Origin of the sequence: Methylobacillus sp. (assembly GCF_036844465.1) — a bacterium.
GTDB lineage: Bacteria > Pseudomonadota > Gammaproteobacteria > Burkholderiales > Methylophilaceae > Methylobacillus.
Map to the genome: position 1 here is coordinate 154,587 of NZ_DAIUFW010000002.1, position 13,918 is coordinate 168,504.

Here is a 13,918-nt window from a genome sequence, read left to right on the forward strand (position 1 = left end):
CATCGGGAGTTATCATGAGCAAGAGCGTAGTGAATGAGGCAGAACAGATTCAGCTGGCAATGCAGTTGATCCAACTGGGCGCGAGATTGCAATTGCTGGAGTCTCAAACTACCTTGTCCCGTGAGCGCCTGATCAAGCTGTATAAGGAAATCAAGGGCATGTCGCCTCCCAAGGGAATGCTGCCATTCTCGACAGACTGGTTCTTAACCTGGCAGCCGAACATTCATTCCTCAATTTTTGTGAACATCCACCGCTTCTTGGTTCAGCATGCGGGCGTGACCGGCATTACTGCCGTGATAAAGGCTTATAAGCTATATCTGCAGCAGGTCGGCAGCGAGCCTGATGACGAAGATCTGGTGTTGTCGCTGACTCGTGCCTGGACCTTGGTCCGTTTCCTGGACAGCAATATGTTGAAGATGCATCGGTGCAGCTGCTGTGGCGGGGAGTTTGTCGTCAATGCCTACGATCTGCATGAACAATATCAATGCAATCTTTGCCATGTGCCTTCACGCGCAGGCAAAACCAAGAAGGCCAGGGAGCAGCAAGCTATCGCGCTGAGCGCTTAATATATAAGTATGTTCCGCCAAATTTTTAATGGATGCTGACCATGCCGAGCGATCAGGATCCGGTGTTGGAGTTGTGTGATGCCAGGAAGCGGTTACCCCCCGCTATCCTGGCTTTTTTTGTGCAATTGGGTGTGCTGGGTTTGGTCTGGTGCCTGATCCAGCTATATCTGTGGCAATTTGACGGGATGAGCCTGCCGGTGTGGTCCCTGTTTTTATTGCAGGGGCTGTTGGCTGGCGGATTAGCCATGCTGCTGGGGATGGCGTCGTGGTGGCGCTGGATTCATTTGCTGTTCCCGTTGGCGATATTGCTTATGCTGCAATGGCATTTGCCCAGCTGGGTTTACCTGATGGCGTTTTGTTTCACCTTGACCGTGTTCTGGAGCACATATCGCACCCAGGTGCCGTTCTATCCGACCTTGCCCGCAACCTGGCAAAGGGTCAAACACCTGATTCCCCAGGATAGGCCGGTTCGTATTCTGGATATCGGCAGTGGACTGGGTGGTCTCGTGATGTACCTGGCGCGGGAATGTTCTCATGCCAAATGCTCCGGAATTGAGCTGGCGCCTTTGCCATGGCTGGTCAGCGCTGTGTTAGCCACATTAAAAAAATCTCCTGCAAGATTCAAGTATGGCAATTACCAGGCCGTTAACCTCTCTGGGTACGATGTTGTGTTTGCGTACCTTTCCCCGGCGGCAATGCCTGATCTCTGGCGTAAGGCAGAACAGGAAATGCGAGCAGGCAGTTTGCTTATCAGTTACGAGTTTGATATTCCGGGCGTGATTCCCAAATTGCAGATTCAAGATAAGCCTGACGCTCCAAGTATTTTCGTCTGGGAATTTTAGGAAGGCATTCAAGCTGCGATGATTCAGATATAAGGGGATATTGCACCTTAATTACCACAATCAGAATATTGGCTTGCTTGCTATGCTGAGAATAACTTAAAGAAGTCGGGGTTATGCAACCCGAGCGGAGTGTGCTGATATGCTGGTGATAGCAGGGTACCTGGTTGTACTTGGAAGTGTATTTGGCGGGTTTGCCATGGCGGGTGGGCATTTGGCTGCCCTGTTCCAGCCACTGGAACTGCTCATGATCGGAGGTGCCGCCATTGGCGCTTTTCTAGTGGGCAACGATGCCAAGGCCATCAAGGCAACGCTCAAGGCCCTGCCGAGCGTATTAAAGGGCTCGAAATATACCAAGGCGCGCTACATGGATCTGCTGGCGCTGCTGTTCGAGATCCTGACCAAGATCCGCCGTGACGGCATGATGTCGGTGGAGAATGACATCGAGAATCCTGAAAGCAGCCAGATTTTCTCCAAATATCCCGATGTGCTCTCCGATCATCACTTGATGGATTTCATCTGCGATTATCTGCGTCTGATGTCCTCGGGCAATATGGATGCGTTCCAGATCGAGAACCTCATGGATAACGAAATCGAGACTCACCACCATGAGAGCATGGTGCCTTCCCATTGCATTGCCAGGCTGGGCGATGGCATGCCTGCATTCGGTATCGTGGCTGCGGTGATGGGCGTGGTGCATACCATGGAATCTGTTGGCCTGCCTCCCAACGAGCTGGGCATGTTGATTGCCCATGCCTTGGTGGGGACCTTCCTCGGCATTCTGTTGGCTTATGGGTTTGTCGGGCCGCTGGCAAGTTTGCTGGAACGCAAGGCAGATGAATCTTCCAAGATGTTCCAGTGCGCCAAGGTGACGTTCCTCGCCAGCCTCAATAGTTATGCGCCGGCCATTGCGGTTGAGTTTGGCCGCAAGGTGCTGTATTCCACCGAACGCCCTGAGTTTACCGAGCTTGAGGCGCACGTCAAGCAGGCCAAGGCCCGTTAGTTCGGGGTACGGAGAACAAGATGGCCCAGGAAAACGTTCGCATTATCGTCAAGCGCATCAAGACTCATGGTGGAGGACACCATGGAGGCGCCTGGAAAATCGCCTATGCCGATTTTGTCACAGCCATGATGGCATTCTTCCTGCTGATGTGGCTGCTGGGTTCTACTACCAAGGCCGATCTGGAAGGTATCTCCGAATATTTCAAGACGCCTCTCAAGGTGGCGATGCAAGGTGGCTCCGGGGCTGGTGCCAGCGATAGCGTCCTCAAGGGGGGCGGTAACGATATGACCAAGAAACAGGGGCAGATCAGGAAGAGCGATAACCAGGAGGGAAAGAAGAAGCCTGACCTCAAGACAGCGAAAGAAGAAGTAGCCAAGGCAGAATTGCAACAGCTCAAGGCGCTGAAGAAACGTATTGAGGAGGCTATCCAGGCCAGTCCTACGCTACGCCAATTCAAGCAGCAGTTGCTGCTCGATATCACAACGGAAGGCCTGCGGATTCAGATTGTCGACGAGCAAAACCGACCCATGTTCGCCTCTTCTAAGGCGGAGCTGCAGCCGTATGCACGCCAGATATTGCATGAAATTGGGCAATTGCTTAATGACGTTCCCAATAAAATTAGTTTGTCGGGACATACTGACTCAGCACCTTATCCAGGTGGGGAACGTTATTACAGTAACTGGGAATTATCTGCGGATCGCGCCAATGCATCCCGCCGCGAACTGGTATCAGGGGGGATGAAGGAAGAGAAAGTGCTGCGGGTGGTGGGGCTTTCCTCCGCGGTGTTGTTCGACAAGGACAACTCACTGAACCCTGTCAATCGCCGTATCAGCATCATTATCATGAACAAGAAGGCGGAAGAGGAAACCATCAATGACAATAGTTCCATGGAAGTGGAAAACGCGGAAGACGTATCAGCGCTGACTGACGAGAGGAAAGCGCCATGATAGAGGTGGTGCAAGGGGTTTCTCTTGTTTTTTGCAAATTGAATGCAGTCTGGACAAGGTAATTGGATATGGCAAGTCAGACGATACCGATAGATGAATTGAAAGAGTTGCTGGTCAGTCTCGGTGGCTGGGGCGAGGAGCATCTTGAGCATGTGGAAACTGATCTTAATCGCGCCAATGGGTTATTGCGCGAAGCTATCACGATGCTGGTGGATGGATTCATGGCGATCAATCAGGCGGCCCAGGCGCAACAGCAGATATTACTGAGTTTGAGCGTGAGTTCCCAGCTTTCGCAGCAACATCTTGCTGAAGTGGCGATGTATAGCCGCCAAATCGAGAGCGAGGTCAACCGGGTGGTGACGGGGATGCAGTTCGAAGATATGACCAACCAGTTGCTGACCCGTGCGCTTGCGCGCGTGGGAGGGCTCAAGCTGTTGCTGCTGGCGATGGCGGATCAGCATGAGTCGTTGGTGACAGGGCACTCCCATGAGGATATTGCGGCCATCCTGCAGCGGATGAGCGAGTCATTGAATGAACGGCGTGCTGCCATGCACAAGGATTTGCAGTCATCTGTGAATCAGCAGCATATGGGAACTGGCGAGATAGAGCTGTTTTAGGTTTCTCTTTTTATAACGAAGAACTGCGTCAATACATGGTAAGACGTGCAGGAACGAGGGGCAAAGGATATGGGTAAAACAATATTGGCTGTGGATGACTCAGGATCATTGAGGCAAATGGTTGTGTTTAGCCTGAATGCGGCTGGCTATCAGGTGATCGAGGCCGTGGATGGCGAGGATGCACTCAACAAGGCCAAGACCAATGTCGTAGATCTGGTATTGACTGACCAGAATATGCCTAACATGGATGGATTGACCCTAATTAAATCGCTGCGCAGCCTCAGTACTTACCAGAAAGTGCCGATATTAATGTTGACGACGGAGTCCAGCGACGAAATGAAGGCATTGGGACGGGCGGCAGGAGCCACAGGCTGGCTGGTCAAGCCGTTTGACCCCAAGCGATTGTTGGACGTGGTGCAGCGTGTGATTGGATGAAGCGTGTGATGGCAACATCTTGTCGGACCGGATGAGTATGCATGGAAATGGGGCGGAATAATGACAATTGATATGAGCCAGTTTTACCAGGTGTTCTTCGATGAGTCGGATGAACTGCTGGCGGAAGCTGAGCATTTGCTGCTGGAGCTGGATATTGAGCAACCCGGCGCGGAAGATCTCAACGCTATTTTTCGCGCGGCTCACTCCATCAAGGGAGGGGCGGCTACCTTCGGCATGTCGGATATGACCGAAATTACCCATGTGCTGGAGAACCTGCTGGATCGGATACGCAAACAGGAAATGAGGCTGACGGCAGAGCATGTCGATGTATTCCTGTCAGCCAAGGATATTCTCAAGATGCAGCTGGATGGGCATCGCAATGGCAGTGCCGTTGATCAGAAAGCGGTTCAAGAAATCAAGTTGGTGTTGCAAAACCTTGCGCAAGCGGATGGACATGAGGCAGTAGCGCCGCCCAGGGTGATTGCAGCGGCTGCGCCAGCTATGGAAGCAGTCCAGGAAAAAGTGGTTGCGCAGGATATGCCGAATGCTGGGACAGCAGCCAAGACAAAACAATATCAGGTGCAGTTGCCGGAACTGCCGGAAAAAGATGTTATTGCGCTGAGTGCTGAGCTGGCATTGCTGGGCAAGGTGGAGTCATTGCCCGCAGTAGGCAAGCGGCATGTGCTTAAGCTGGAAACGGAAGAAAGTCTGGACGATATCGTCGCCATTTGTTCCTTTATTCTTGATCCCGATGATCTGGTGATTACCGAGCTGGGTGCGGCTGGAGCGGATGCTGTTTCCAGTGGAAAAACGGTTGCCAGTGGCAAGCGGTATTACCTGGTCGAGATGCCGGAAATCCTGGACCGCGACCTGACCACCCTGGTTTCTGAGCTGGAATTGCTCGGCAAGGTCACGCAACAGCCGATCGTGGGAGATTTGAAGTCCTTGTGGCTGGAAACCGAGGAAAGCCGCGACAGTATTCTTGCCGTGAGTTCATTTGTCGTTGATGTGGACAAGATCAGAGTGACCGAGAAAAGCGATGCGGCTGTGGAAATCAAGACGGAGCCAGTCAAGGCTGAGGCGTCGCCACTGGATGAGGGGGATTTTGGCTTGTTCGACAGCAATGCCATTCCTCCTGCGCCCACTGCCGCTGCTACGCCGGCAGCTGAAACCCAGGCCAAGAACGAGCCGCCGGAAAACAAGCGGGTCGGACCTCGCCGTGAAGCCGACAAGGCAACGGCCAGCCAGGAAACTACTTCCATCCGTGTTGGGATTGAGAAAGTGGACCAGCTCATCAATCTCGTCGGCGAGCTGGTGATTACCCAGGCCATGATAGAGCAGCGGACCAGCACACTGGACCCCATGCTGCATGAACGCCTGCTCAACAGTGTTGGCCAGTTGACCAGGAATACCCGCGATTTGCAGGAAGCCGTGATGTCAATCCGCATGATGCCAATGGACTACGTATTCTCCCGTTTCCCACGCATGGTGCGCGATCTTGCCACCAAGCTCGGCAAGAAGGTTGAATTTGTTACCAATGGCGCTGCGACCGAGCTGGACAAGGGCTTGATCGAGCGCATTGTTGATCCTCTGACCCATCTGGTGCGCAACAGCGTTGACCATGGGATAGAGTCGCCGGAAGCAAGAGCAGCCGCAGGCAAGAACCCGATTGGCCGTCTTTCCCTCTCTGCCGGGCACCAGGGAGGCAACATCATCATCGAGGTGAGTGATGACGGAGGCGGGCTGAATCGCGAGCGTATCCTCAATAAAGCCAAATCCTCCGGACTCAATGTCTCAGACAGCATGCCTGACAGCGATGTCTGGCAACTGATTTTCGCCCCGGGCTTTTCCACTGCCGAACAGGTGACCGATGTTTCTGGTCGAGGCGTGGGTATGGATGTGGTCAAGCGCAACATCACTGCCATGGGCGGGGTCATTGATATTCGTTCCGCTGCAGGTTACGGCACCACGATCTCCATTTCGCTGCCGCTGACCCTGGCGATACTGGATGGCATGTCGGTGCGGGTGGGAGATGAAGTCTATATTCTGCCGCTCAGTTTTGTCATGGAGTCATTGCAGCCTATGGCGGATGACATCAAGGACGTCACAGGGCAGGGCCGTCTCGTCAAGGTGCGCGAAGATTACCTGCCTTTGATTCCCTTATACCAGATGTTCGGTATCGAGCCGCTCCACCGTGAGCCCAAGGATGGAATCCTGGTGGTGGTGCAGGCGGACGGCAAGAAAGCAGCATTGCTTGTGGATGAGCTGGTGGGGCAGCAGCAGGTAGTAGTGAAAAACCTTGAATCCAACTACCGCAAGGTGGCAGGTATTTCCGGGGCGACCATTCTTGGGGACGGCGGTGTTTCGCTCATTCTCGATGTCACCAATTTGTTGCGGTCCAGCAGACAGTTGATCACTGAAACTTCCATTTATTAAGAGGTGTTGTCATGTTAGAAATAACCAGCAGTAAGGCGGAGAGCCAGGCGCAACTGGTTTCATCCCGGTCTATGGAGGTGGAAAGCAAGGAGTTCCTGGCTTTTACACTGGGCAGTGAGGAATACGGAATTGATATTCTCAAGGTGCAGGAAATCCGTGGTTACGAGAGTGTCACCAGGATCGTGAACGCTCCGGATTTCATCAAGGGTGTCATCAATCTGCGCGGCATCATCGTGCCTATCGTGGATATGCGTATTCGGTTCAACCTGGGCACGCCTACCTATGACCAGTTTACTGTCGTCATCATCCTCAATATCAATAGTCGTATCACCGGTATCGTGGTGGACAGCGTGTCCGATGTCACTACCTTGAACTCACAACAGATCAAATCTGCGCCAGAAATGGGGTCCATCCTCAGCACTGATTATCTGATCGGCCTGGGTACATTGGATGACAGGATGCTGATTCTGGTGGATATCGACAAATTAATGACAAGTTCGGAAATGGGTTTGATTGACCATATCACTGTAGCCAGCTAACGGCTCAATAACACAATAATAATTAGTACAACACTCAAAACTGGGAAAGGCGGAAACCGGAGATGAAGTTACTGAATCCATTGATGAACTATATGTACGGCCAGAGAATTACCAAGCGGTTGGTGATTGGTTTTGGAGTCGTATTAGTGTTAATGACAGCGATCGTCATTCTCAGTTTTGGATTGATGATGTCAATGAGCAATCGTACCGAGACGATTGTTGAACAATCTGCATTCAGGCAGGATCTGCTCAATGATTGGAAGCTGCATACCAATATCAGCATCATGAATACAGTGGCTTATATCAGAAATCGCAGTCAGGACCAGGAATCCTATTTCCTCGACAGGATGAAGGAGCAGGAGTCGGAAGTGGACAAGCTGCGCGCGCAGATAGTGGAGTCCATGAAGGAGCCGGAGTATCAGCCACTCCTGGAGAAAATCAACAAGCTGCGCGAGGACTACCATGCGGTGGTGAGCGAGGCGTTCAAGGTCAGGGTCGGGCTGAATATTAGGGTGGCAGCGCTTGAACAATGGCTGACCAATGAACAAGTCAGTGTGGAAGAAAAGCGCAACGTCACTACCAGGTTGAGCTTGGACCAAAAGGCGTTTTTCGAGAGCGTGGAGGGCAAATTCCAGGCAGCACGTGCTGCTTACCAGGATGCCGTAGATGAGCTGTTGCAGTTTGAGCGCGCCAGGGCGCAGGAGCTTGCCTCTGCCAACTCGCGCTCCAGTAGCCAGGGCCGGTTGATTGTCATCGGGCTTGGCTTGCTGGCCCTGTTGTTGGGCGTGGTTTTTGCGAAAGTAATCACCCAATCCATCATCGAGCCTATCAATTATGGTATCCGCGTGATCGGGCGCGTCTCCAAGGGAGACCTTGCGCCGCGGCAGAATGATCTGCTCGACATGATTGATGAAAGCGCGATTGATGAACCAGGCCGTCTCTTGGTCGGGATACGCTCCATGGTTCAGGAATTGCGCAAATTGGTTACCGAAGTGCGCACCAGCACAGACACAATGTCAGTTGCTACCAGCGAGATATCCAGCGGCAATGCGGACCTTTCCTCCCGTACCGAGTCCCAGGCGTCGAGCCTGGAACAAACTGCCAGTTCCATGGAAGAGTTGACCTCCACTGTCAGACAGAATGCAGACAATGCAAGGCAGGCCAACCAGTTGGTGATCACCGCCTCAGGTTCCGCCGTGCGTGGTGGACAAGTTGTGGAGCAGGTGGTGAGTACCATGGGTTCGATCAAGGATAGCTCGCGCAAGATCGTGGATATTATCGGCGTGATTGATGGCATTGCATTCCAGACCAATATTCTGGCCTTGAATGCTGCCGTTGAAGCAGCGCGTGCAGGGGAACAGGGGCGCGGCTTTGCGGTCGTGGCGAGCGAGGTGCGCAATCTGGCGCAGCGTTCGGCAGCCGCTGCCAAGGAAATCAAGGGATTGATTGGCGACTCTGTAGAAAAGGTTGATATCGGTAACAAGCTGGTCGATCAAGCAGGCACTACCATGAATGAGATAGTGTCCGCTGTGCAGCGTGTTGCTGACATCATGGGCGAGATTACCTCGGCCAGCCAGGAGCAAAGTTCAGGGATTGAGCAGGTGAATATTGCAATCGGGCAAATGGATGAAATGACCCAGCAGAATGCTGCTTTGGTTGAGCAGGCTGCCGCGGCGGCGGAAAGCTTGGAAGAGCAGGCGCAGAAGCTGTCATCCACGGTAAGTGTGTTCAAGATCAGTTAATAAACAATACATTATTTGCTTTTGTCGAGAGACGGAAGAGCGTATGCAGGGGGTATGACCCTGATGACGGAGAAATATCATGCGAATCAATATGCCTGTAACAGCCAATGAATATCTGCTGAGCGATGGGGAGTCGATTTTGTCGACTACCGATCTGCAGGGGAGGCTGACTTATGTCAATCAGGACTTTATCCGGGTTAGCGGCTTTACTGAAGAAGAGCTGATCGGGGCGCCGCACAACCTGGTGCGACACCCGGACATGCCGCCAGAAGCGTTTGCCGATTTATGGGCGACGCTGAAGGAGGGTTTACCTTGGACTGGGATGGTGAAAAACCGCCGCAAAAATGGCGATTTCTATTGGGTGCTTGCCAATGCGACCCCTTTGCGCCAGAACGGTAATGTGGTCGGGTATATGTCTGTACGGGTTAAGCCGACGCGCCAACAGGTTGAGCAGGCCACGCGCATTTATGCCAGTTTGCGTGAAAACAAGCATCACGGACTCAAGTTGTATCGTGGGGAGGTATTGAAAACCGATTTGGTTTCCAGGGTGAAAAGGATGGGGCAAATGACATTGAAAACACGGTTGATGGTGACGACGCTCGCCATCATGCTATCCATGTTGCTTGTGATTGCGGCAGTATTGGGTGGTTTTGATGCTGACGTGATCATTGTCTGCGCAGTGGTGGCTATGATAGCTGCCATCACCATGGCAGTGTCGTTTTCCTCTTCGGTGATCAAACCTTTGCGAGAAGCTACCGATATTGCGAACTCTCTTGCCAGTGGGGACCTTTCGCTTAAATTCACCAGTGACAAGACCGACGAAACTGGCATGTTGTTGCGTGCGCTGAACCAGATGAATGTCAACATTGTGGCCATGATTACGGATATCCGTACCAATGTTCATCGCATCAATACCAGCGTGAGCGAGATTGCCAGCGGCAATAATGACTTGTCCGCGCGTACCGAGGCCCAGGCCAGTTCACTGGAAAAGACTGCCAGTTCGATGGATGAATTTGCTTCTACTGTGAAGCAGAATGCTGATAATGCCCGCCAGGCCAACCAGTTGATTCTGACTGCCTCCAGCGTGGCAGAGCGCGGTGGTCAGGTGATTGAGGAAACAAAGGATGGAATGCGCCTGATCAGCGAATCAGCCAACAAGATCGCTGACATTATCAGCGTGATTGACGGGATTGCGTTCCAGACCAATATCCTTGCGTTGAATGCGGCAGTGGAAGCCGCGCGCGCTGGTGAGCAGGGACGCGGGTTTGCCGTGGTGGCGGCAGAAGTGCGTAACCTTGCACACCGTTCGGCAGCCGCCGCCAAGGAGATCAAGGGATTGATTTCCGATTCGGTTGAGCGTGTTGAAACCGGCGTGGTATTTGTCGATCAGGCAGGCGCGACCATGAATGAAATCATGGCTTCCGTGCGCAATGTGACCGATATCATGGCCGAGATCACGGTGGCCTCGAATGAACAGAGCATTGGTATTGACCAGGTCAATCAGGCTGTGAATGATATGGATGGAGTGACTCAACGTAATGCGGCATTGGTAGAAGAGGCCGCAGCGGCGGCAGAATCGCTGAAAGGGGATGTGTTGCAACTTGAGCGTGCCGCGAGCGTATTTAAACTGGGTAATGGCCGGGATGTGAGGGTAGAGCCATTGAGTGTGCCGGTGAAAAAGACAGTGTCGTCCTCTCATCCTGGTAAGGCTGAGTCAGTGCAGTCTGCCGCTGCGAAGCCAAAGAAAGTGACGGCAAAAGTAAGCCCGATAAAATCTCAGCAAACGCCAGCGTCATCGGGATTCAATAGTTCTGGCTCCAAGGCGGCAGTTATCCCTAAAAAGGTGATAGGGCCGGATCTTTCCAGTGATGAATGGGAAGAGTTCTGATAGTGAGCATGCAAGGGGAAGTGTAATTGGGTGCAGGTATGGCAGGCAGATCAAGCGCAGAGAGGGAGTTTGATTTCACGGACCACGATTTCACCCGTGTGCGCAAACTGATTTACCAGGTGGCGGGGATTTCGTTATCGGACTCCAAGCATGAAATGGTTTATAGCCGCCTTGCTAGGCGGTTGCGGATGACGGGGATTTCGAGCTTTGAGCATTATCTCGACAAGCTGGAAAACGAGGCCGGAGCCGATGAGTGGGAAGCATTCACAAATGCATTGACGACTAACCTGACTTCATTCTTTCGTGAACACCATCATTTCCCTATCTTGGCGGAACATATGCGCAAGGTGGAGAAGCCAATCTCCATCTGGTGTTGCGCAAGCTCTACTGGTGAAGAACCTTACAGCCTGGCGATCACGGCTTGCGAGGTGTTTGGCAGCTTGCGGCCTCCGGTGGAGATTGTTGCGACGGATATTGATACCAATGTACTGACCGCGGCAGCGGCAGGTATTTACAACCATGACCGCATTGAGAAGCTGACGATGGAACAAAAGAAGAAGTTCTTTCTCAGGGGAAAGGGCAGGCAAGAAGGCTTGGTGCGCGTGCGCGATGATTTGCGGAAGTTGATTACCTTCAAGCCGCTCAATCTGCTTGGCGACAGTTGGCCGGTCAATGGGCAGTTTGATGCGATTTTTTGCCGCAATGTCATGATTTATTTTGATAAGCCGACGCAAGCCACGATTTTGAAAAGATTTGTTCCCTTGATGAAGCCGGATGGTTTGCTGTTTGCCGGCCACTCGGAAAACTTTCTTTACGCAACCAATGCATTCAGGCTCCTGGGCAAGACGGTGTATGCCCTCAATCAGAGTTGAGACTGAATATGGCTAACCTCATAGAAGAACAATTAGCGACCAACCAGTATTTTGACAAGACCTTCAACTGTGATGCCGTCAAGATATTGCCCGGGGAGTATTACACCACTCCCAGGGATCTAGTGATCGTGACCGTGCTGGGGTCTTGTGTTTCGGCATGCATACGCGACCGGGTATCCGGCATTGGCGGCATGAATCATTTCATGCTGCCGGAAGGCAATCCGGCAGACATCAATAATCCTGTTTCGGAATCAGCGCGCTATGGCACCTATGCCATGGAAGTATTGATCAATCAATTGCTCAAGAGCGGCGCGCGCAGGGAGAATCTGGAAGCAAAGATTTTTGGTGGCGGCAATGTGCTGAGCGGCTTTAGCTCTATCAATATCGGCGAGAAAAATGCGGCATTTGTGCGCAAATACCTGCGGGACGAGAATATCCGCGTAGTGGGGGAAGACCTGAATGATATCTATCCCCGCAAGGTGTATTTCTTCCCCAGAACAGGGCGGGTATTGGTCAAGAAGCTCAAGCAATTGCATAACAATACCTTGGCTAGCCGTGAAGAGAGCTACGCCAAGAAGATCAATACTAGCAAGGTGGCTGGTGATGTCGAGTTGTTCTGAATGGAAAACCAGCTACCAATAATAATGAATGCAAGGCGATGACATGACTATAAAAGTTCTTATCATTGATGATTCGGCGCTGATCCGCAGTTTGCTCACTGAAATCATCAACCAGCAGCCAGGGATGGAGGTGGTGGGCGCTGCACCTGATCCATTGATTGCGCGGGAGATGATCAAGCAGAAAAATCCCGATGTGCTGACGCTCGATGTAGAAATGCCCAAGATGGATGGCCTGGATTTTCTTGAGCGTCTGATGCGGCTGCGGCCAACCCCGGTGGTCATGATTTCCTCGCTGACCGAGCGCGGCTCGGAAATCACCATGCGGGCAATGGAACTGGGAGCGGTGGATTTTGTGACCAAACCCAAGATGTCGATTGCTAGCGGCATGCATGAATACAGCGAAATGATCGCCGACAAGATACGTGTGGCCTCACGAGCACGACTGGTTGCCAGGAAATCTCTGGCGCCCGTGGCGGAGAGTGGCGGTTTGCCCTCCGTGCGCAATCCGCTGATTAGTAGTGAAAAACTGATTATCATCGGGGCTTCCACCGGCGGCACGGAAGCCATCAAATCCTTCCTGATGCAAATGCCATCGGATTGCCCCGGCATCCTGATTGCGCAGCACATGCCAGCAGGCTTTACCCAATCCTTTGCCAAGCGCTTGGACAGCCTGTGCAAAATTTCCGTGCAGGAAGCGCAAGGCGGCGAACGGGTGCTGCCGGGCCATGCCTATATTGCCCCGGGGCATTCACATTTATTGTTGGCGCGCAGTGGTGCCAACTATGTCACGCAATTGAGCGATGACCTGCCAGTCAACCGGCACCGGCCATCAGTCGATGTTTTGTTTGATTCTGCCGCGGCCTATGCGGGCAAGAATGCAATTGGTGTTATTCTCACCGGCATGGGCAAGGATGGCGCCGCGGGCATGTTGAAAATGAAGCAGGCTGGTGCTTATAACTTTGCGCAGGATGAAGCGAGTTGCGTCGTATTCGGCATGCCCAAGGAGGCGATTGCTGCCGGTGGCGTGCATGAAGTGACCTCGCTGCATGAGATGCCGGGCAAAGTGTTGCACTACCTGGCTGCGAACAGTACGCGTGCCTTGCGCGTGTGATGGAATACCAGGTGTTTTTCTGGCAATACAAATAGAAGATTGAATTGGAGTAATAAATGGCGAATCCCAATACTAAATTCCTGGTGGTCGATGATTTTTCCACGATGCGTCGGATTGTGCGCAACCTGCTGAAAGAGTTGGGCTACAACAATGTGGACGAGGCGGAAGACGGTGTGATGGCCTTGGCCAAGCTGAGAAGCGGCAGTTTTGATTTTGTGGTATCCGACTGGAACATGCCCAATATGGATGGATTGACCATGTTGCAGCAGATACGTGCAGACCCGGCGTTGTCGTCATTGCCGG

At 52.6% G+C, this 13,918-nt stretch carries 14 protein-coding genes; all 14 read left to right on the top strand.

Annotated elements, in window-relative coordinates; genetic code table 11:
- The first annotated feature begins 11 nt into the window (after positions 1–11).
- Complete coding sequence (flhC, locus tag V7Z75_RS03080; protein WP_334107383.1) at positions 12–566, top strand: flagellar transcriptional regulator FlhC; 555 nt, start codon at positions 12–14, stop codon at positions 564–566.
- Positions 567–607: 41 nt separating this feature from the next.
- The gene (locus tag V7Z75_RS03085; protein ID WP_334107144.1) at positions 608–1,408 is read left to right on the top strand and encodes a class I SAM-dependent methyltransferase; all 801 of its coding nucleotides are present in this window, start codon (positions 608–610) and stop codon (positions 1,406–1,408) included.
- A 139-nt stretch (positions 1,409–1,547) separates the two neighbouring features.
- Positions 1,548–2,408, top strand: coding sequence for a flagellar motor stator protein MotA (motA, locus tag V7Z75_RS03090; RefSeq protein ID WP_334107146.1), 861 nt, complete (start codon positions 1,548–1,550; stop codon positions 2,406–2,408).
- A 20-nt stretch (positions 2,409–2,428) separates the two neighbouring features.
- Entirely contained in the window at positions 2,429–3,355 is a 927-nt protein-coding gene (gene motB / locus V7Z75_RS03095; protein WP_334107148.1) for a flagellar motor protein MotB, read from the top strand.
- A 68-nt stretch (positions 3,356–3,423) separates the two neighbouring features.
- Positions 3,424–3,972 (top strand): chemotaxis protein, encoded by a 549-nt coding sequence (locus V7Z75_RS03100; RefSeq protein ID WP_334107149.1) that lies wholly within the window; start codon positions 3,424–3,426, stop codon positions 3,970–3,972.
- A gap of 69 nt (positions 3,973–4,041) precedes the next feature.
- Positions 4,042–4,407 carry a response regulator gene (locus V7Z75_RS03105; protein WP_334107151.1) on the top strand — a complete coding sequence of 122 codons (366 nt, stop codon included), beginning with the start codon at positions 4,042–4,044 and terminating at the stop codon, positions 4,405–4,407.
- A 60-nt stretch (positions 4,408–4,467) separates the two neighbouring features.
- Complete coding sequence (locus tag V7Z75_RS03110; protein WP_334107153.1) at positions 4,468–6,843, top strand: chemotaxis protein CheW; 2,376 nt, start codon at positions 4,468–4,470, stop codon at positions 6,841–6,843.
- A 71-nt stretch (positions 6,844–6,914) separates the two neighbouring features.
- Entirely contained in the window at positions 6,915–7,382 is a 468-nt protein-coding gene (locus tag V7Z75_RS03115) for a chemotaxis protein CheW (protein WP_334107384.1), read from the top strand.
- A gap of 62 nt (positions 7,383–7,444) precedes the next feature.
- Complete coding sequence (locus V7Z75_RS03120; protein ID WP_334107155.1) at positions 7,445–9,124, top strand: methyl-accepting chemotaxis protein; 1,680 nt, start codon at positions 7,445–7,447, stop codon at positions 9,122–9,124.
- Positions 9,125–9,203: 79 nt separating this feature from the next.
- A complete protein-coding gene (locus tag V7Z75_RS03125; RefSeq protein WP_334107156.1) occupies positions 9,204–11,012 on the top strand; it encodes a methyl-accepting chemotaxis protein in 1,809 nt (602 codons plus the stop codon).
- A gap of 38 nt (positions 11,013–11,050) precedes the next feature.
- Positions 11,051–11,884, top strand: coding sequence for a CheR family methyltransferase (locus V7Z75_RS03130; protein ID WP_334107157.1), 834 nt, complete (start codon positions 11,051–11,053; stop codon positions 11,882–11,884).
- A gap of 8 nt (positions 11,885–11,892) precedes the next feature.
- On the top strand, positions 11,893–12,504 hold the full coding sequence (gene cheD, locus V7Z75_RS03135; RefSeq protein WP_334107158.1) for a chemoreceptor glutamine deamidase CheD: 612 nt from the start codon (positions 11,893–11,895) through the stop codon (positions 12,502–12,504).
- A gap of 43 nt (positions 12,505–12,547) precedes the next feature.
- Positions 12,548–13,615, top strand: coding sequence for a protein-glutamate methylesterase/protein-glutamine glutaminase (locus V7Z75_RS03140; RefSeq protein WP_334107159.1), 1,068 nt, complete (start codon positions 12,548–12,550; stop codon positions 13,613–13,615).
- Between the two features lie 56 nt (positions 13,616–13,671).
- The coding region (locus V7Z75_RS03145; protein WP_334107160.1) for a response regulator at positions 13,672–13,918 on the top strand (247 nt) is incomplete at its 3' end.

Excerpts from the sequence above, each read along its gene's own strand:
- motA (WP_334107146.1), top strand. The coding sequence starts at position 1,548 with ATGCTGGTGATAGCAGGGTACCTGGTTGTACTTGGAAGTGTATTTGGC.
- V7Z75_RS03110 (WP_334107153.1), top strand. The coding sequence starts at position 4,468 with ATGACAATTGATATGAGCCAGTTTTACCAGGTGTTCTTCGATGAGTCG.
- V7Z75_RS03130 (WP_334107157.1), top strand. The coding sequence starts at position 11,051 with ATGGCAGGCAGATCAAGCGCAGAGAGGGAGTTTGATTTCACGGACCAC.
- cheD (WP_334107158.1), top strand. The coding sequence starts at position 11,893 with ATGGCTAACCTCATAGAAGAACAATTAGCGACCAACCAGTATTTTGAC.
- motB (WP_334107148.1), top strand. The coding sequence starts at position 2,429 with ATGGCCCAGGAAAACGTTCGCATTATCGTCAAGCGCATCAAGACTCAT.
- V7Z75_RS03085 (WP_334107144.1), top strand. The coding sequence starts at position 608 with ATGCCGAGCGATCAGGATCCGGTGTTGGAGTTGTGTGATGCCAGGAAG.
- V7Z75_RS03105 (WP_334107151.1), top strand. The coding sequence starts at position 4,042 with ATGGGTAAAACAATATTGGCTGTGGATGACTCAGGATCATTGAGGCAA.
- V7Z75_RS03140 (WP_334107159.1), top strand. The coding sequence starts at position 12,548 with ATGACTATAAAAGTTCTTATCATTGATGATTCGGCGCTGATCCGCAGT.
- V7Z75_RS03115 (WP_334107384.1), top strand. The coding sequence starts at position 6,915 with ATGGAGGTGGAAAGCAAGGAGTTCCTGGCTTTTACACTGGGCAGTGAG.
- V7Z75_RS03100 (WP_334107149.1), top strand. The coding sequence starts at position 3,424 with ATGGCAAGTCAGACGATACCGATAGATGAATTGAAAGAGTTGCTGGTC.
- V7Z75_RS03125 (WP_334107156.1), top strand. The coding sequence starts at position 9,204 with ATGCGAATCAATATGCCTGTAACAGCCAATGAATATCTGCTGAGCGAT.
- V7Z75_RS03120 (WP_334107155.1), top strand. The coding sequence starts at position 7,445 with ATGAAGTTACTGAATCCATTGATGAACTATATGTACGGCCAGAGAATT.